14 protein-coding genes are annotated in these 19,815 nt (G+C 58.4%); 3 read left to right on the forward strand and 11 right to left on the reverse strand.

Features of this window, described 5'->3' with window-relative positions; genetic code table 11:
- The first annotated feature begins 394 nt into the window (after nucleotides 1-394).
- The 3 genes from dnaA (at nucleotide 395) to gyrB (ending at nucleotide 5,706) form a co-directional block, all read left to right on the forward strand.
- The gene (dnaA, locus tag OU994_RS00125; protein WP_137315085.1) at nucleotides 395-1,813 is read left to right on the forward strand and encodes a chromosomal replication initiator protein DnaA; all 1,419 of its coding nucleotides are present in this window, start codon (nucleotides 395-397) and stop codon (nucleotides 1,811-1,813) included.
- A 227-nt stretch (nucleotides 1,814-2,040) separates the two neighbouring features.
- Nucleotides 2,041-3,147: a DNA polymerase III subunit beta gene (gene dnaN / locus OU994_RS00130; protein WP_131148738.1), complete on the forward strand. Its 1,107-nt coding sequence runs from the start codon at nucleotides 2,041-2,043 to the stop codon at nucleotides 3,145-3,147.
- 60 nt (nucleotides 3,148-3,207) lie between these two features.
- Nucleotides 3,208-5,706, forward strand: a complete 2,499-nt coding sequence (gyrB, locus tag OU994_RS00135) for a DNA topoisomerase (ATP-hydrolyzing) subunit B (RefSeq protein ID WP_281609130.1) — start codon at nucleotides 3,208-3,210, stop codon at nucleotides 5,704-5,706.
- Nucleotides 5,707-5,782: 76 nt separating this feature from the next.
- Here the strand turns inward: gyrB and OU994_RS00140 are convergent, their stop codons facing one another.
- From OU994_RS00140 to soxA, 11 genes are all read right to left on the reverse strand, one after another.
- A complete protein-coding gene (locus tag OU994_RS00140) occupies nucleotides 5,783-6,040 on the reverse strand; it encodes a PAAR domain-containing protein (protein ID WP_281609131.1) in 258 nt (85 codons plus the stop codon).
- 269 nt (nucleotides 6,041-6,309) lie between these two features.
- Nucleotides 6,310-7,323, reverse strand: coding sequence for a DUF6708 domain-containing protein (locus OU994_RS00145; RefSeq protein WP_281609132.1), 1,014 nt, complete (start codon nucleotides 7,321-7,323; stop codon nucleotides 6,310-6,312).
- Between the two features lies 1 nt (nucleotide 7,324).
- Nucleotides 7,325-9,784, reverse strand: coding sequence for a T6SS effector BTH_I2691 family protein (locus OU994_RS00150; protein ID WP_281609133.1), 2,460 nt, complete (start codon nucleotides 9,782-9,784; stop codon nucleotides 7,325-7,327).
- On the reverse strand, nucleotides 9,781-10,659 hold the full coding sequence (locus OU994_RS00155) for a DUF4123 domain-containing protein (RefSeq protein ID WP_281609134.1): 879 nt from the start codon (nucleotides 10,657-10,659) through the stop codon (nucleotides 9,781-9,783). Before OU994_RS00155 ends, OU994_RS00150 begins: the two co-directional genes overlap by 4 nt.
- A gap of 4 nt (nucleotides 10,660-10,663) precedes the next feature.
- Nucleotides 10,664-13,252: a type VI secretion system Vgr family protein gene (locus OU994_RS00160; RefSeq protein WP_281609135.1), complete on the reverse strand. Its 2,589-nt coding sequence runs from the start codon at nucleotides 13,250-13,252 to the stop codon at nucleotides 10,664-10,666.
- An 8-nt stretch (nucleotides 13,253-13,260) separates the two neighbouring features.
- Nucleotides 13,261-15,048 carry a type VI secretion system baseplate subunit TssF gene (gene tssF / locus OU994_RS00165; protein WP_281609136.1) on the reverse strand — a complete coding sequence of 596 codons (1,788 nt, stop codon included), beginning with the start codon at nucleotides 15,046-15,048 and terminating at the stop codon, nucleotides 13,261-13,263.
- A gap of 44 nt (nucleotides 15,049-15,092) precedes the next feature.
- On the reverse strand, nucleotides 15,093-16,796 hold the full coding sequence (tssF, locus tag OU994_RS00170; protein WP_281609137.1) for a type VI secretion system baseplate subunit TssF: 1,704 nt from the start codon (nucleotides 16,794-16,796) through the stop codon (nucleotides 15,093-15,095).
- Between the two features lie 84 nt (nucleotides 16,797-16,880).
- Nucleotides 16,881-17,393, reverse strand: coding sequence for a YgjV family protein (locus OU994_RS00175; protein ID WP_218943742.1), 513 nt, complete (start codon nucleotides 17,391-17,393; stop codon nucleotides 16,881-16,883).
- A gap of 61 nt (nucleotides 17,394-17,454) precedes the next feature.
- Nucleotides 17,455-18,711 (reverse strand): FAD/NAD(P)-binding oxidoreductase, encoded by a 1,257-nt coding sequence (locus OU994_RS00180; RefSeq protein WP_281609138.1) that lies wholly within the window; start codon nucleotides 18,709-18,711, stop codon nucleotides 17,455-17,457.
- Nucleotides 18,708-19,040: a c-type cytochrome gene (locus tag OU994_RS00185; protein WP_281609139.1), complete on the reverse strand. Its 333-nt coding sequence runs from the start codon at nucleotides 19,038-19,040 to the stop codon at nucleotides 18,708-18,710. The genes OU994_RS00180 and OU994_RS00185 overlap by 4 nt, the downstream gene beginning before the upstream one ends.
- The gene (soxA, locus tag OU994_RS00190) at nucleotides 19,037-19,813 is read right to left on the reverse strand and encodes a sulfur oxidation c-type cytochrome SoxA (protein WP_281609140.1); all 777 of its coding nucleotides are present in this window, start codon (nucleotides 19,811-19,813) and stop codon (nucleotides 19,037-19,039) included. Before soxA ends, OU994_RS00185 begins: the two co-directional genes overlap by 4 nt.
- Nucleotides 19,814-19,815 lie beyond the last annotated feature (2 nt).

Below are 19,815 nucleotides of genomic sequence, written 5' to 3' on the forward strand. Positions count from 1 at the left end.
AATTATCAGCATTCAGGCATGCCTTGTCAACAGCCGAACCGGATTGCCAGGCCCCTTGCGGGCCGTTTTTTCCGCGATTTCCGGCACAACCCTGTGGATAACTTGTGGGATTCGGAGTTAGAATAGCGTGTTACGTGTGGCGCATATGGGCTTCGCTTCGTGCGAACCATGGTGAGATTGTAATTTCGTGCAAATTCGCAGTTCATTGCGGATTCGTTGCGGATTCGTTGCAGATTCGTCGGCATAGTTGCCGGCGAGTCCGTTATTGAGTCCGTTAACGAACTCGCCTGCGAACCATTGGCAGATCCGCCGGCAAGTCGCCGGGACATCTGCCAGCCGATCGCAATCCGCCGGCCCATGCTGCCCTCCCACAGCTTTTGCAGATAGACGATTCATGGAAAATTTCTGGCAGACCTGTTCCGCCCAACTGGAACTGGAGCTGACGCCGCAACAATTCAGCGCGTGGATCAAACCACTGGTGCCGCTCGATTACGAGAACGGCAAGCTGCGCATCGCGGCGCCCAACCGCTTCAAGCTCGACTGGGTGAAGTCCCAGTTCGCCAGCCGCATCACTGCCCTTGCATCGCAATACTGGGAAGCGCCGATCGAGGTGCAGTTCGTGCTGAACCCGAGCCTGAACCCGCCGCGCGCCCGGCCCACCGAGAGCACCAGCACGGCGGCCAGCGTGCCGAACGGCGCCGGTGCGCCCGCCATGCATCCGGCGGACGTTCGCACCGGCGACCCGGTCACCCCGCCGGCCGGCAACGAATACGCCAACCAGCGTGGCCGCGAGCAAAGCCGCATCAATACCGATCTCACGTTTGAAAGCTTCGTGACCGGCAAGGCGAACCAGCTGGCACGTGCCGCGGCGATCCAGGTCGCCAATAACCCGGGCGTGTCGTACAACCCGCTGTTCTTCTACGGCGGCGTGGGCCTGGGTAAAACCCACCTGATCCACGCGATCGGCAACCAGGTGATGGCGGACCAGCCCGGCGCGCGCATTCGCTACATCCACGCCGAGCAGTACGTGCGCGACGTGGTGACCGCCTATCAGCGCAAGGGCTTCGACGATTTCAAGCATTACTACCACTCGCTGGACATGCTGCTGATCGACGATATTCAATTCTTCGGCGGCAAGAGCCGCACGCAGGAAGAATTCTTCTATGCGTTCGAGGCGCTGATCGCCGCGAAGAAGCAGATCATCATCACGTCGGACACGTATCCGAAAGAGATCACGGGCATGGACGACCGCCTGATCTCGCGCTTCGATTCCGGCCTGACGGTGGCGATCGAGCCGCCCGAGCTGGAAATGCGCGTGGCGATCCTGCTGAAGAAAGCCAAGTCGGAAGGCGTGACGCTGTCCGACGACGTGGCCTTCTTTGTCGCCAAGCACCTGCGCTCGAACGTGCGCGAGCTGGAAGGCGCGCTGCGCAAGATCCTGGCCTACTCCCGCTTCCACGGCAAGGACATCTCGATCGATATCGTGAAGGAAGCGCTGAAGGACCTGCTCTCCGTGCAGAACCGCCAGATCAGCGTGGAGAACATCCAGAAGACCGTGGCCGATTTCTTCAACATCAAGGTTGCGGACATGTATTCGAAGCGCCGCCCCGCGAACATCGCGCGGCCGCGCCAGATCGCGATGTACCTGGCCAAGGAACTGACGCAGAAGAGCCTTCCGGAGATCGGCGAACTGTTCGGCGGGCGCGACCACACCACGGTGCTGCACGCCGTGCGCAAGATCGCGCAGGACCGCACCAAGAACCCGGAGTGCAACCATGAGTTGCACGTGCTGGAGCAGACGCTCAAGGGGTGACAGTGACTTTCGGCGAATGGTCGACTCTGGATTTGCCCCCAACGGCAGATGCAGGGGGCTTCCCAGGGGCTTCGAGGAGCACTGCTCCTCGCCTGGGAAGCGGCAGATGGCATGCATGCCATCTGCCTCTCCAGACCTTGGCGTTCCGGCGGTTGAAATGCGCTATGCCTTATCATTCAGAACACTCAGCAATAAACTGACCCTTTAATTTTTTATCGAGGATATCCATGCAACTGGTCAAAACCACCCGAGATACGCTACTCCGGCCACTGCAGATCGTGAGCGGTATTGTCGAGCGTCGGCACACCATGCCGATTCTGGCCAATATCCTCATCCGCAAGGAAGGCGAAGCCGTCTCGTTCCTGTCCACCGATACGGAAGTGCAGATCACCACGAACGCGAACATCGGTTCCGGCGCCGAGGTGACCGGCACCACCGTGGCCGCGCGCAAGCTGCTCGACATCCTGCGCGCGCTGCCGGAATCGGGCGACGTGTCGCTGACGCTGGTGAACAAACGCCTGACGGTCCAGAGCGGCAAATCGCGCTTCGCGCTGCAAACGCTGGCCGCCGAGGAATTCCCCACCGTGCAGGAAGCGGAAACCTTCAACGCCTCGTTCACGCTGCCGCAAAAAACGCTGAAGCACCTGTTCAACATGGTGCACTTCGCGATGGCCCAGCAAGACATCCGCTACTACCTGAACGGCCTGTTGCTGGTGCTCGATGGCGAGAACGTGATCGCCGTCGCCACCGACGGCCACCGCCTGGCGTTCTGCCAGGTGAAGACCGAGCAGGCCTTCGAACGCCAGGAAGTGATCATTCCGCGCAAGACCATCATCGAGCTGCAGCGCCTGCTGGAAGAAAACGATGAACCGGTGCAGCTGGACATCGCCGCCAACCAGGTCAAGCTGGGCTTCACGGACATCGAACTGATCTCCAAGCTGGTCGAAGGCAAGTTCCCCGACTACACGCGCGTGATCCCGAAGGGCTACAAGAACGACTTCACGATCAGCCGCGACGAACTGCTGCGCTCCCTGCAGCGCGCCGCGATCATGACCAGCGATAAGTTCAAGGGCGTACGCTGCATCATCAGCCCCGGCTCGCTGAAGATCTCGTCCACCAACGCGGACCAGGAAGAAGCGGTCGAGGAACTGGAAATCGACTACGGCGGCGACAGCCTCGACATCGGCTTCAACGTCACCTACCTGCTGGACGTGCTGAACAACCTGAAGTGCGACCAGGTCAACGTGGCACTGGGCGATTCGAATTCGTCCGCCCTGATCTCGATTCCGGACAATCCCGACTTCAAGTATGTCGTGATGCCGATGCGGATCTGATCGCCCCCGTTCGCACGCAGTTTGAAATCGACAGTAATACGTTTTTTGAGAAAGTAGTCCATGTCCGAACGCCAAAACCTAGTACCAGTGCAGGTCAACTCCGAGGATTACGGCGCCTCCTCGATCCAGATCCTGGAAGGCCTGGAAGCAGTCCGCAAGCGCCCCGGCATGTATATCGGTGACACCTCGGACGGCACCGGTCTGCACCACCTGGTCTTCGAAGTGCTGGACAACTCGATCGACGAATCGCTGGCCGGCTACTGCACCGAGATCCACGTGACGATCCACTCGGACAACTCGATCTCGATCACCGACAATGGCCGCGGCATTCCCGTCGGCCTGAAGATGGACGACAAGCACGAACCGAAGCGCTCCGCCGCCGAAATCGTGCTGACCGAGCTGCACGCCGGCGGCAAGTTCGACCAGAACTCGTACAAGGTCTCCGGTGGCCTGCACGGCGTGGGCGTTTCCTGCGTCAACGCGCTGTCGAAACTGCTGCGCGTGACGGTGCGCCGCGACGGCAAGGTGCACCAGATGGAATTCGTGCGCGGCGTGCCGCAGAACCGCGAGATCGAGATCCGCGACGGCATCGCCGTCTCCCCGATCAAGGTCATCGGCGAAACCGACAAGCGCGGTACCGACGTGCACTTCTGGGCCGACGAAGAGATCTTCAGCCACGTGGAATTCCACTACGAGATCCTGGCCAAGCGTATCCGCGAACTCTCGTTCCTGAACAACGGCGTGAACATCAAGCTGTCCGACCAGCGCACCGGCAAGGACGAGATCTTCGCGTTCGAAGGCGGCACGCGCGGCTTCGTCGAATACATCAACAAGGCCAAGACGGTGCTGCACCCGACCGTGTTCCAGGCCACCGGCGACCGCATGTCCGACCAGAACACGAACATTTCCGTGGACGTGTCGATGCAGTGGAACGATGCCTTCAACGAACAGGTCCTCTGCTTCACCAACAACATTCCGCAACGCGACGGCGGTACCCACCTGACGGGCCTGCGCGCGGCGATGACCCGCGTGATCAACAAGTACATCGACGAGCACGAATTCGCCAAGAAGGCGAAAGTCGAAATCTCCGGCGACGACATGCGCGAAGGCCTGACCTGCGTGCTGTCGGTCAAGGTGCCGGAACCGAAGTTCTCGTCGCAGACCAAGGACAAGCTGGTGTCGTCCGAAGTGCGGGGCCCGGTCGAGGAGATCGTGGCGAAAACGCTGACCGACTTCCTGCAGGAGAAGCCGCACGACGCCAAGATCATCTGCGGCAAGATCGTCGAAGCCGCGCGCGCCCGCGAAGCGGCCCGCAAGGCCCGCGACCTGACACGCCGGAAAGGCGTGATGGATGGCCTGGGCCTGTCGTCGAAACTGGCCGACTGCCAGGAACGCGACCCGGCGCTGGCCGAACTGTACATCGTCGAGGGTGACTCCGCAGGCGGCTCGGCCAAGCAGGGCCGCGACCGCAAGTTCCAGGCGATCCTGCCGCTGCGCGGCAAGGTGCTGAACGTGGAAAAGGCGCGCTTCGAGAAGATGCTGTCCTCCGAGCAGATCACCACGCTGATCGCCACGCTGGGCACCTCGATCGGCCCGGACGAATTCAACGCCGACAAGCTGCGCTACCACCGCATCATCATCATGACCGACGCGGACGTCGACGGCGCCCACATCCGCACCCTGCTGCTGACGCTGTTCTACCGCCAGATGCCGCAACTGGTGGAACGCGGCCACATCTACATTGCCCAGCCACCGCTGTACAAGGTGAAGGCCGGCCGCGACGAGCGCTACCTGAAGGACGACACGGAAGAAGCCAGCTACATGATGACGGTGGCGCTGAACACCGCCGTGCTGACGCCGCGCGACGGCGCCGGCCCGATCACCGGCGAGCCGCTGACCGAACTGGCGCGCCAGTACAACCTGGCCAACGCCGTGATGCTGCGCCTGACCCGCGTGATCGACCGCGCCGCGCTGACCGCCATCATGACGGGCGTGACGCTGGACCTGTCGACCACCGACGCCGCCCGCGCCTCCGCCCAGGCCCTGGCCGACAACATCAACGATCCGGCCGTCACCGTCTCGGTGCGCTCGGACGATCTGTCGGACAAGCACCTGCTGTGGATCGAACGCCTGCATCACGGTAACGTGAAGGTTTCCACGATCGACGCGGACTTCGTCAGCGGCGCCGATTACGGCGTTTTGTCCACCGCCGCAGCAACCTTCACCGGTTTGATCGGCGAGGGTGCCATTATTCGCCGTGGCGAAGGCGAGCGCACCAAGGAATTCGCCGTGCGGGACTTCCACGAAGCGATGCAATGGCTGCGCGATGAAGCGGAGCGCACCGTGTCGAAGCAGCGCTACAAGGGTCTGGGCGAGATGAATCCCGAGCAACTGTGGGAAACCACGATGGACCCGACCGTGCGCCGTTTGCTCAAGGTGCAGATCGAGGACGCCATCGCGGCGGACCAGATCTTCACCACCCTGATGGGCGACGACGTGGAACCGCGGCGGAACTTCATCGAGACGAATGCGCTGCGGGCGGGGAATATCGACGTTTGATGGTTTTCAGCGGGTTTTTTAGACGCTGATGAAAAGGGGCCTTGCGGCCCCTTTTCTATTGTGGCTCGATTTCTTGCTAGATCGATGAGATCAGCCTTGCCCCGCACGTCGTTCTGTCGCCTTCATAGGCCACGATCTTCCCGTGATGCTCGCGATCCTCCTTTATCGGCGTGATCAAGAATACGCCCTTGCATTGTGGACAGCGGACTTTGTCGCCTTCTACAGCGACTCGCTTGCCGTAGACCTTGAAATCGGGCTGTGCGGTGATGACTCTTCCGCCGTGATCGGTTGTGTCACCGAGCCTGATGATGCCGCGGTTTTTGCTGTCTTTCATTTCGCCGTCCTTGGTATGCTATTTCGGGGTTAGCAGTAAGTTGTTCTCAGAAATTTTCTACTAGTACTTGAAAAATTTTATCAAATCGAAATCTGCAACCTCAAAAGAAACCACGATAGTGGTAATTTATATCGCCTCATGCCTGCCACTACCCACCATATTAACAATGCGCCCAAGCAGTATATGAAGGGAAATATCATTCTTGATGGCGCAATGAAATTCAACCAACACTTAAACATAAAAATTTAAAAAATGTAGCATACAAAATTTCACTCGCTCCATCTTTCTATAATTAAGTGGGGATTTTCCGGATAGTCCCTTTTATGCCTTGCCTCTATCGTTTCTTTCCAGCCGACTGGCGTGGACCCTTTCGGCTCACCAACCGCAGCATCTTCATCACTAAAATCAATTAACCCAGCGGGCCACACAGGATTTTGGCAAGTCCATACGGAAAAGCGACGGGCAATGAGCAGCATCAATACTAACGGCATGAGGGCAATACGCAAAAATGTCTGGACTGAAAACCCGAACGAATACATACATATGAAAAATGACTCGCTCAGGTCCTCATGCTCGCGAAGGTAAACAGGCGGGATTGGCAGTTTGTGAATTCCCTCGCGCATATACATACACCAGTAATTCCATTGAGCAAGAACCACATTGATTTCGTTTACTTCCCAACGTCGTCCGATAGAAAATCCATCAACGATTTTATTCGTGCCATCCATTTTATAACATCGAATGTTTAGAAATTCTCCGGAGCCATCCTTATCTCTATGTATGCAAAACACAGTACTTATGTCATCCCATAGAATCTCAGCGATCACGTTATGCTTTTCGCGACCAGTTAGCGACTTTCCCGGAAGGATCGCATATAGTTTTTTGACTTTGCGAACCAACCGAATTGGGTAGCGACTCGATGAAAAGAAAACATGGCGCCCAAAATATAGCGTCATCAGCGTAAATGTTCCAATAAAAAATACAACCGGTGTATTAATCAGAAAGTAGTCTAATCTTTCCCATTCAGGAATGTAAATCACCGCAGATAACCATACCATGATCACGGAGACAAGCGCAATAAGGCTAAGTAATGAAGCAAGAGCAATGTTTTGTCTCTGAAAGAATGAAGGATCGACGACCTCCATGAATGATTCATTCAGCCTGAATACCGTTCCGGTATCCATACATATCGGGCTAACGTAGTGTTTTGTTGATAGCAAGTGTTTTTTTTCCCACTCTGACAAAGGCCTACCTACTTCTATAGAGAGGATTCGGTTTAACATATTAACCTCCTACTGCTTCTTTAAAGGCCGAGATCTCATCATCAAGACTCCGGTATTTTGGATTTTCCACGCCAAAATAGCAACGCCCCAACCATTGTTGTAATGAAGATGGAGAAAGCGCCGGGATAATAAAACCAACGACTACCGCGAATACCAAAACCCAACCGATCGCTACAAACCCCGCAATAGTAAGAATCCCTAGTGCTATACCTGCAGCCCCTGCTGTGGCCTGAACCGTCCCCAACACTTTATCGCCAGATTTGAAAGCCATGAAACCTTTATAAACATCAATGCATCCGGCTATTACACCTATTGCGCCCCCGACTACACGTGCAGCCACCCCAAGATGACGCGAGTTTCTGGCAGCGAAACCCCAGTGTGTGTTGATATACATCGACAGTGGATGTAGACTACTTGCCTTAACTGTAGCCATGGCGACCTCTACTAATGAGGAGGCCAAGCTTACCGCAGCGAGAGCACTTTTTAACCTCGTCTCAAATCTGCTTGCATCGTCGCTTTTATGCAAATCACGCAACGAAAAACTAAGTGCAATCATCTGCAGAATAATAGCTACTACGCCAAGCCTGAACTCCACCGGCGTTGTTGATGACGAAAACCATCCCTCTATAGAACCAATACTTGGTATATCGATAACATTTACTACATTTGAAGTAATTCTTCCTTCTTGTTGCAACTTAGCCATATCCAATTGCAAAGCGAAGTTTGCAGAATTGTTTCTACGCTGCGCTAATATATCTTCTGCTACTCGTCGTGCTTCGCTATTAAGACAAAATAGGTTTTCGTTCGGCACTCTGCCCATGGTTTCACTGACTATCCAGCTCTGAATTCCCCCTACAGTGAGCGCACTCGTTCTGACAGGAACCTCTGCGGTCAATGACAAACCAACAACCACGAGATTATGCATTGGCCTATTTTGTAGGTTTGTCGCGTTCTCGGAGATAATGTTCGCAGTAGCAAGCAACAGTCTGTCGAACGCATTTAGAGGGCTACTTTGCCCCGCGAGCTCAACCGCCTTCTTATAAACATTAAATATTCCTTCCCATGGTATATCACTGTCTTTTAGTCGCGGAACTGTGTAATCAATCAGAGCCTTATTATTGAATAGAAGTGCTCTAGCATATAAATTCTTCATATCCGAAGGATCAGCAGAACCGAGCCATTTAGTCAGAACCCCCGCACAATGCTCACTTGCTATACCGTAACCTATGCATTGCGCCAAATTCTCTCTGTAATTCACACCACTATTAATGTTCGCATCATCATGGACGCCATTCATCCAGTTGCAAAGTTGGACGCACCGAAGCCATTCAGCATGGATGGATGCAAGGCGATCCCCAGTTGGCTTAAATTTTTCCAACGCCAAGTTATATTTTGGTTGCCACTCTCGCAGTGTCACCTCATTCAAAATTGGACGTCCATCCGGGCATATCAGATCTTTCCATGATTTTTCCGCATCCGCAGTTGCTTGAACTTTTCTGCTTACCTCTGGCTTTTTGGGTGACATCCTTCCCAAAAAATTTTTGTATTTGTATTTGCTATTAATGATTGGATTCGGGCTGCCTTCTATTTCCATCCTTTTTTCCTCCGCATCTCGGCTGAGGAAATCGCTCTTATATGCGGCTTCGGTAGCAAGAATCATATTTGAAACTACCTTAGCCCTATAACTATTCTCGTTAAACCCTGAGTGCACAGTTGGAATAATCAATTCACTTAGATCAGCCAAGACACCAATCGGATCATTCAGAGCTATAACATAGCCGCTGTGGGTCGATGAGTACCGCTCGAATACAAGAGAAGTTCGCCGCGCCCATTTTTTTATCAAAAGCTCTTTCCCAATGTCATAAGTGCTAAATTTGAACGCTAAGCGCATTTGTTCGCTACTTAGACAAAATTGAGGAATGCTATCAAGTGTTGATAAGAAGGATGATGCATGGGGTACGGGCCCGCTTAGCATTGCTGGCACATCTATGCATTGCATGTGTAACAGTCGCCAGTTCTTTTCATTTACTTTTGATATAAGCCTCTTTGTCCATCGTGAATTCGACCATCCTACCCAAAAGTATCCTGCTGGGTCCGCTTCTGTATGAATAATATCAACACAGCGAGAAAGCGAAATATCAACAGGGTCAGTACATGGTTGTGGCGTATGATTGGCATCGAAATTCGGTGGATGATTTACTGGAAACTCCCATAGCCCACCATTTTCGAAGACTATATAAGCCTTAAGCTGCCGTCGCTTTTCGTCATAAGTATACAAATAGCCAGATCTAAGAGACCGAAGCGTGTACTTTGCTGGAGCTATACTGGAAGGGGCATTATCAACTCTGAAGTTCGCCGGTAGATCTGGGACGTTGCTAGCCCCATTCGGGCAAGCCACAGCATATCTGAGCGGATAGATTAATACCCCTTCTCGTCCACACATATTGCAGTCTTTTTTCATGCCATCTCCTTTTGTGGAAAATTCAGATGAAGCTCCATTGCCTCGACGTCGGCTGGTGACAAGAAATTTTCTATTTCACACCATGAAGAGGTTCCGTCCCGAAGGCCAGACCAAAACGATATAAGTTTATAATGCCGTCTAAAATTGTTCCCGTATCTTAAACAATATCTAAGGAATTCCTTTTGGTAAAACACATCTTTTATTTTTAGATCAACAATCGCTTCACCCAAGTATCGTATTGCATCCCTAGCCAGTTTCAGAGCGTCATCAGATGACTTTATCGTATCTATCACATGCGTGAGTGCGTGGGAAATTCTATCGGTATAACGCAATACATCCCAATGCTTGGCACTGGGCCATCCCAATTCATACGCCGACAAGTTCGGTTCCCCAGTTGGCTGCGTGCACCATATTCGGCCCAGCAATGGGAAATACCACTCTTTTATTGGCCCTAAGAGCGCGCATAGCTCTTCGTCATCATAAATTTGAGCCGCAACACTAAATACACGGGGGTCGTAAAACCTCCAGATAACTTTTCCGATTGTTGGATCATTTCTAGTCATAAAACGTGTGAGATGCTGAGAGACTTCTTTAATAGATGCGGAACTTTTGATAGCCGCGCATATTCGCGGCGGAAATTGTTGCGAAAGATCATTACCTAACTCTCGGGATAACGATTCCCGCTGCTCAACAGACAAAGTCCTTATATCAGTAAGCTGCGGCATCACTGAGTACAGCTTATCCAGTCCTGGAGGGACGCATGCTTGACCAGCCAGAATTGCGTGTGGCCCTGTCGCTTGTATGTTGACTGGATCGATCAATAAGAAATCGCATTCATCAATAATTTGCGCTGCGTTTTTTAATGTGGATTTCATACGATTATCCTAACGAAATTGTAGATATTCCCAATATAGCTGCAGTTTTTATTTGCTGCTCACAGGCTTGAAATCCGGGGAAGTCTATTTTTGCGGCTCTACCCTTCTTCGTTTGATGGTCGGATGCAAAAAATTCGCTAATCCCCTTTGTATATCCTCTTATCCCATCTGCCGTTAGAACAAGCTCACTTCCTCCGCCGTTTATGCGTACACCTAGTTTTGCCTTAATATTAATCCAATCTGTAGTGCTGATTAACTCAATGACCTTTCGAGCAACTATTTCTATAGCGTCATCTTGTGCTTGAACTTGAATCTTTCCACTAGCAGCTGTTAACTTCGCATCTCCGCGGTTGATAAACAGACTCATTCCTTGGCCAGCTCGGAAAGTTGCAAGCTCCACTGCTGACAATCGCAAGTTCTTGCTACTCACGAGATCCAAGTCAGCAGCTGCACCAATTGCTACGCATTGTCCGCTTATGATAGCGACGCCTTCTGGTCCGTTAATCGCTACGACTCCACTCCCTGCCTCGTCAAAGTTTTTCACTTTTTCCATTAGCGCAGCTGGCTCATCCTTTATTGGCTCGTCTTGAGCAAATTTTTCAGCAAGTTTTGCTAGCTGTAGCACTACCTCTCCTAAGCCTTTTGCAAGCCGATTTAAATCGGAGCGGTCTAGCTGCTTACCATCACTACCCCCTCCTTGCTCTGCTGTAATAAGAATGCCGTCAAGTCCTCTGATAGCAACCGAAAGCTCACTAAACAGCTCTGCGCCTTCTCCCCGCTTCTCCGCCGCCCCATCCTTCCTCGGATGCGTCAGAAACCCCAAATTCAACTGCGACTCCCCATGATCACTGGCCAACTGCGCACTGATCTCCGCATTCGTATCGTCGAACTGCAGTTGGTTGCCCCTGCCACCTTCCTTGATTTCCTTGCTCCGAATTCCGGATAAATACCGATTCCCCGGCAAGCCGCCACGGCTGCTGAGTGCTGGCGGCGTGGCACGCTGGTTGTACATCTGCCCCACGATCACAGGCTTGTCGGGATCACCGCCAAGAAAAGCCACCAGCACTTCGCTGCCCACGCGCGGCAGGAACACCGCGCCGCACTGGTCGTATCCCGGACCATCACCTGCCCAACTGCTCGCCACTCGAACCCAGGCCGAATCGCGATCCGTGTTGGTGGTGCCGTTACCGGCCGCATGCGCATGGTCCGGCTCCCGCGTGGCGGGGAAGCGGATCTTCACGCGCCCCTTGTCGTCGCAATGCACCTCTTCTTTTTCCGGCCCGACTACCATCGCGCTTTGCATATGCACCGGCGGCAGGTCGACGCGCGGGTCATAGGCGGGCACGATGGGAACGCCGCGCCGCACGGCAGTGAAGCGGATCTTGACCGGTCGAGTATCCAACCCGTCGCTGGCCCAGCCGCTGCGGGCGAACAGCCTGGCGACGCGGTCGGCAAGATCGCGCGGCAGGTTGTTCTGCACGGCGAGATGGAGCTCGGTGATGACGAATTCCCTGTCGATCGGCTGGTGGCGGTCGATTTCCGGGTGGCCGGTCAAGGCGAAATATTCGCCTGCCCGGAAATCGCGTACAGCCCCTTCGCCCATGAAGCACTTGGTATCGAAGTCGTGCCGGTTCATGGCCAGTTCGCCCAGCGCCTTGAAGTCTTCGCTATCGTCGCCAGCGTGCGGCGCCCATACCTGATAGTCATCCAGCGTGGCGCGCAGGCTGTTGCCCACCGGGCCTTGCTCCATCTGGGTCAGCGATTCCGTCTGCATCAGGTTCCACCCGCGCGGGGTCTTGTAATCCCAGCTGTGCCGCGTTGCGCACATGGGCTGCAGCGTGCGCACGGCGGTCCAGGCGGTAATGCTGTCGCGCTCTTCCGTGGACGCGTCGCGGTGATAGCGCACGGCGCCAGCGGCGTTTTCGCGCACGCTTTCGTAGCGGTTCAACAAGCGCATGCGGTGGGCCGGATAAGGCTTGCTCTTGTCGGGTTCGAAAACCCACGAGATGCCGCGCCGGCGCAGGATGCGCCTGATGAAGGCGGCGTCCGATTCGTTGTGCTGCATCGTGAACTCACGCTTTGGATAACGCATGTCATCGAAGATGTTGTCCGTGATGACACCGAAGGATGGTCCGAGCACCGGGTTGTTCTGCTGCCATTCCTCGCACATCGTTTGCAGGATCTGCACCTCATCCCGATGCCGGAACACACGGGTATTGATGCGTTTTTCCATCACCGCCAGCATGTCGCGGATGACAAGCTGATAGCTGGCCAAGCCGCCATCGCTGTCGCCCGCCCGGGCTTCGGTGACCACGCCGCATATGGTCCGCAGCTTGCCAAAGTCGTTCACGATATCGATCGCGGCGGGCAGTGCGATGAATTCCTTCAGCGGCAGCCGGGCATCCAGCGCCACGCAAAGCACCCGGTATTCAAATCCACCGCACAGCGATTCGTGGCCTTCCACGCGCTGTGGCAGCAACACGTCTTCCATCATCATGCTCGGATGATCGAGGCGCAGCCGTACCGGGCGATTCGCGGTCACGAGGTCGCGGTGGGCGACCAGGAAATTGACGAATGCGTTCAAGAGTTCCATGGGGTCTCCTAAGCGGGGGATTGACCGCCCGGGCGCTGGTCACAGCGCACCAATTCCCGGCCGTCCTGTGCCTGCACGATGAGGCGGGTGAAATTTCCGCGCGGTGTGTAATAACCGAAGACGCGATCCATTACCTCTGCAAAGGCATGAATGCTGCGATGGGTGAATGCCGCTTCGTCGATCGTCAGGCATATCTGGTATCCATATGCCAGCGAGGCACCGTAGTCATTCGGCAGCCACTCGTTCGTCTCGCGCCGCTCCAGCCCGACGATGCCGGCAATCTGGCGTTCCGTTATCGCGCATTCGGGCCGCGCGTGCATCCGCAACAACTCCTGCAAGACGGACAAGTCCCACTGGGCCACGCTCCGGTGATTCGCGCTGATGACGGCGATTACGTCGAAATGAGAATCTGGCTGGTCTGCAAGTACAAGCGGCCTTGTCGGCGTGTCCAGCAGACGAATCCGGTAGCCGGCAGCCAGCTTGTCTCCGCGCAGGTCGCCCCCAGCCGCACCGGCAGGCAGTTTCGACGGCAACTCGCCATTCGTGCAGGTGAGCTGCGCTTTTACCGTTCCTTCCAGCAGTTCAAGCGGACGATGCCGGTCGTCGACGAATGACACCTCAGCTTCTGTTCCAGCGGTAGGGTCAGCCAGCTTGAAAAGCCAGCAGTGTTTTTCCAACGCGGATGATCGGCGCAGGGAGGATGCCATGTCGATCGCCGCACTGCCTTCCTGCCCGGTGCGCAGTAGTTTCATGCCGTCCACACCGTAGATAATGCAAGGCGCATCTTTCATCGGCGGCAAGCTGATTCGATACGCGATGTGACCGGCCTGCACGCGGATAGGATCTGCCATCCGCGTGAACATGTTGATAATGGGTGTACAGCCGAGCCGCAGTGCGGTTGCCGGCAAGGAGCGCAGCAGACGCGGCGTCGACGCCTGGTGCAAGTCCTGGGTCAACAGGTGCAGCACTACCTGCCGTACATTCGGCCGGCATTTAGCGAGCACTGGTTTCAAGTCGATATCGAAAAATTCGAACTTTTCGGGGCAGGCGAAATACTCGGCCAGCAAACGCAGGCTGTCATCCTGCCGCTCCGGCGTCGGCAGCAACGCTTCCCTGTCGTGAAAGCCCACTGACGCCAACGGGACGTCCGGCAGCTTGTGCCATTGCTGCTCTGTCTCCACGCAGGCGCACATCGTGCGGGTAAACAGCGTGTCGTACAGCGCGGCACGTGTGACCGCATCGGTATCGATGCATACGCGCACCGAACCGATTACCGCTTCCGCCAGGGATATGCCTTGATCGGCGCTGTCGATCGTGATTCTGATTGTGCCGCCCGCATTGGCTGGCAGGCCAAGCGATTGCGGGGCTTCGATATGAGCCGTATAGCTGGCGGCAAGCGTAACCGCCGGACTATCGACATCGTAGACGGTGCGGAACCGGCATGTGGGACCTGTCATTGTGCTCAGTTCCGTGCCCCGCGGGATGGTGGGGATACCACGCTTCTCCGCAGGTTCCACGTGGACGACAGAGCATGATGGCACAGGACTGAGGTAGTACGGTCCCAGAACGGCCAGGAGATCGTTCGTCAACCGTGTGTGGTAATAGTCGAGCTTGCGTGAAATCTGCGCGCTCAGCAAAGCGGTGCCTTGCATGATCCGCTCGTGGCCGGGATCGGCGCCAAGCTCACCCGCAAGCCCTATCCTGGCGGCAGCTGCGGGATCGCGCCGAACCAGGTCGTCCATGTGATGGCGCAGGATGCCCATCTCCCGCTCGAAGTAAGGAACAAGTTTGTCCATGATCCACCGTAGAAAATGACTTCGTAAAATGCCTTGCCGACCGGTCAAACCGGCAGCACACCATCCGCCCGTGCCGCACATCGCACCAGCTCCCGCCCGGCCAGGTCCACCACCACCAGCCGCGCAAAACTCTCCTCCCCCGCATAACCGGCAAACAACCGCTCCATCACCTGCGCGAACACGAACACGCTGCTCCGGTCGAAAGCCGCCACGTCGACCGCCAGCCGCACCTCGACGCCGTGCATGTACGCGGCGCCCTGCGGAAACCGCAGCCAGGCTTTCACGGGGCGCTGATCAAGGCTTACGATGCCGGCCAGTTGCCGCTGCACGGCGGCGCTATCCGCAGGCGCGTGGAGCCGCAGCAGGGCCAGCAGCGCCGGCAACGCAGCCTGCGTAGATGCGCAATCTCCCGAAGCGTGGGCAGCAAACTGGCGCCACGCGCGGCCATGCTGGCTCGCGCGCGCGAATGAAATGGAAGGCCGCCGCAGGAAGCGCACCGGATTGCAGCCGGCGGCACCGCTCCCAGTCAGGTCGCCGTCGGGACGCCCGATCGGCAAGCTCGCGGGCGCGTCGCCATTCGTGCAGGTCAGCTGCACGGCCACGGTGCCGCCGCGCAGCGCCAGCGGGCGCTGTTCGCTGTCGACGAACGAGATCGTGGCTTCCGGTCCGCCGGCGGTGCCGGCATGCCGCACCAGCCAGTAGCGGTCGGCCTGGACGCGGCGCAGTGCTTCGAAACGGGGCAGTTCAATGGCCAGGCCAGCGTCGCTGGCGGCTTGCAGCAGCGTGACGGCATCCACGCTGTACAACGATGCATCCGCCTCGGCCAGCGGGAAGGCGCGCAACGGGTATGTGTTGCGCTGCGCCGCGATCGGCAGTGGCTCGGCGGCGCGGGAAAACAGGTTGACGACCGGTGTACAGCCGAGCCGCAACATCGATGGCGCCAGCGATTGCAGCGAGCCGGCGCTTGGCAACGCAGGCAGGAGCACGTGGAGCACCAGCCGCAGCGTGCCGGCCGGGCAGCGCGCCAGCGCGGGTGCCAGATCGATATCGAAGAAGTCGAATTTTTCGGGAAACGCGAAGTACTCCGCCAGCAGGCGCAGGCCATGGCGTTCGCCTGGTGATGGGCCGCCTGGCTGCCGGTCGGCCGCTGCAGGCAGCAGTGCCTCGTCAGCGGCACAGCCCACCGGCGCGAACGGCAGCGCTGCCAGCTGGCTCCACTGGCGGCCCGCCTGCACGCAGGTGCACAGCGTGCGCGTGAACAGCGCATCGTGCAGCGCCGCGCGGGTGGCCGGGTCGGCGTCGATGAACAGCCGTATCGGGCTGGCCGCGGCGTCATCGAGCGCGATGGCGGGGTCGGTGCTTTCGATGGCGATGACGATCGCACACGCCGCGCCTGCAGGCACGCCCAGCGTAGGCGGTATGTCCACGCACGGCACGAAGCGGGCGGCGGCAATCGCGAGCGGTGCGACCGCCACGTCGTAGATGGTGCGGAAGCGGCACGCCGGCTGCGCCTTGGTGGTCAGCTCGGTGCCACGCGGGATCGTGACGAGGGGGCGGTTGCCGGCACTTTCCACCTGCACCACGGAGCAGGATGGCAGCGCGGGCGGTGGACTGTGCCGCAACGTGTCCGGTAGCCAGGCGTCGGCATTGCGGAACGATGCCGCTTGCACCGGCCGGCCGGCTACCGGGTCCGGCATCGGTGCCAGTGTGTCAGCCAGGCCGGGGCGCTGCTGAAGAAGCCTGTCCATGTTTGCCTCCCGTTAATAACGAGAAGCAATATTTACACAGCAGTTCCTGACGCTCATTGACGCCAGGCAACATGAAGAAGGGTATCAGGCGCTTGCCGCCGCCCTTTGCCGCACCATCCGCGCAATGGTGACCAGGTTGACCACGGCGATCACCACTTCCAGCGCCGTGCCCCCGATCGAGCCGGAAATCACGTTATTGGCGATCCAGAAGATGGTCCCGACCAGCATGACCAGCCGCATCGGAATGCCCTCCAGCAGGAACAGCGCCAGCGTACCCAGGCACGAAGCGCCCAGTGGCAGCCAGTCGCTGGGCTGCTTCGCGAAATACAGGCCGAGACAGATATTGATCGCCACCACCGCCAGGGCGACCCACACGGAGCGGGTGCGCAGTGCCAGCAGGGACCGCAATAGCGACATCGTCGAACTGGCCACGGCGGTCGGGTTGCCGAGCAGCGTGAAGTGGACCACGTAGGCCAGGCATTCGCCGGCCATGAACAACTTGAAGCGGCGGTCGTCGGTCTGCAGGAAGGAGCCGACGCCGAGCACGAACGCAACGTAGCCGACGCATTGCGCCGGAGAGAACCAGTCGATGGACATTGAAACAGGAAGTGAAAAGCGGCTGGCGATTATACCCAAGCCACACCGCGCCTGCCGCCGGTCACCCCAGCGTGTCGGCCCAGATAGTGGCGGCCCAGCTCTCGGCATACGCGCCCTCCAGCGCGTTCGCTTCTTTCGACAGGCCGCCGGATCCCGGCACCACCAGCAGCGTCTTCTTCGCCGCATCCCAGGCATGGACCGACGCGACATGGATCACGTCCCGGTCCGACACGAAGCTGTAGCAGGTGTTGGTCAGCACCGGCGCGGGATTCGGCGCGCGGCCGGCCAGCAAGTCCACCACCGCGGCGGCGCAGACCTTGGCGTGCTGGTTCGTCATGTGGGCCGACTTGGGCATCAGCGGCGCGGTCTGGATCGCGTCGCCGATCACGTGCACGTTGGGCGCCCGCGCCGATTCGAACGTGAGGAAATCGACTTCGCACCAGCGCCCGTTGACGTTGGCGAGGCCGGCACCCGAGGCGATCGCGCCGGCGCGGTGCGGTGGAATCACGTTCAGTACATCCGCCTGCACCTTTTCACCCAGTTCCGAGATGGCGGTGCTGCCGGCCGCATCGATTCCCATCGTGCGAAAGCCGGGCCGGTACTCGACGATGCCGCCATACCGTTCCTTCCAGATTTTCTTGAACAGCGGCCCTTTCGACACCACGTCTTCGTTCGCGTCGAGCAGCAGGACTTTCGCGCGCGGCTTGTGGCGGCTGAAGTAATGCGCCACCTGGCATGCCCGCTCGTAGGGGCCGGGCGGGCAGCGGTAGGGGGCGGGCGGCACGGTCAGCGCGTACACCCCACCGTCCGGCATGGCTTCCAGCCGGGCGCGCAGCGCGACGGTCTGCGCTCCCGCCTTCCATGCATGCAGGATCGGGCCGTCGGCCGTCATCCCCGGCAGTTCGCCGAACAGGAATTCGATGCCCGGCGCAACGATCAGGCGGTCGTAGGCCAGCCGCTCGCCCCCGGTCAGTATTACCGTGCGCTTGTCGATATCGATGCCGGTGGCGCTGTCGCGCACGATGCGGATGCCGTGGCGCGACTCCAGCGCACCGTAGCCATGCGTCAGGTCGCCGATGCCGCGCGAGCCGCCCAGCACCAGGTTCGACAGCGGACACGAAATGAAGGCCGGATTCGGCTCCACCAGCGTCACGTCCACTTCGCCGCCGCTCCACAGCCGCACGTAGCGCGCCACGGCCGCGCCGCCGTAGCCGCCGCCGATGACGACCACGCGCGGCCTGGCACGCGGCGCCACGCCGGCGCAGCCGGCCAGCACGACCGCCGCGCCGGCCGCCTGCAGCAGGTCGCGGCGCTTCATGGCCGGTCTCCCTTCTGCGCCGCGAACCACGCGGCCACCTGCTCGAGCTGTTCATCCGTGTAACCCCTGGCCAGCTGGGTCATGATGGTGGCGGGGCGGCTGCCTTCCTTGAAGGCCTTCAGGCTGGCCAGCAGCGTTTCCTTCGGCTGGCCTGCCAGCGGCGGCAAGGTTGCGCCGACGGTGTTGCCGCGCGTGGCGTGGCACGCGGTGCAGGTGGCGGCCAGCCGCTCGCCGGCGCTCACCGGCCCGGCCGCGATGGCCGGCGCGCACAGCGGCGCCAGCACCATCGCCGGCACGAGCACAAGCAACTTCGCTCTCAGGTTCTTCATGGTCGTACTCCCGGGGATTCCATCGTCATGCCTTCCGCGCGCAAGGCCAGCCATGCTTCCAGGTCCACCAGGTCTTGCGCATCGGGCGGCGGCACGGCGGCCCGCACGCCCGTCATGCAATTGCGCAGCCGCCGCTGCAGGCTGCCCATGCCCTGCCATTCGAGCCGGTAGATCGGATAGGCGTTGGCATGGCCTTGCGGGATCGTGGCGCCGGCCAGCTTGCGGCCCCAGTTGGCGTCGTGGCACTGCGCGCAGGACATGTTCAGCTGGCCGATGCGCTGGTTGAACAGTTGCCTGCCCCGTTCAGCGGAAGCCCGCGTCCGGGCATCGCGCGGCGGCGCGACGGGCATGCCGCGCGATTGCAGCGCGATGTACGACTGCAGCGCCAGCAATTCGTCCGCATCGGGTTTCGATGCCGGCAATCCTTGCTTGCCGACCCGGCATTGTTCGATGCGCTGGCCCAGCGTGATCACGCGCCCCGCCGCCTTGTCGAACGCGGGAAAGCGTGCGGCCACGCCGCGCATGCCGGCCTTCGCTTCGCCGTGGCACGAGGCGCAGCTGTTTTTCGCGCCCGCATTCCAGGCAGCCTCCCCGTTCGCTACCCATAGCATCGCGGGATTTTGCGTATCGTCGCGCTGCATCGCGCGGGTGGACTCGCCCATGAACTCGGAGCCGGACTTGCGCAGGTCTGGTGCAAACGCCTGTGCCGATGCGGCCAGCGCCGCCAGTGTCATCACAAGCAGCGCGGCCGCCGCGGGCTTCATCGCCTTCATGG

The organism is Pseudoduganella sp. SL102, assembly GCF_027856995.1.
In the GTDB taxonomy this organism is placed as follows: domain Bacteria; phylum Pseudomonadota; class Gammaproteobacteria; order Burkholderiales; family Burkholderiaceae_D; genus Rugamonas; species Rugamonas albidiflava.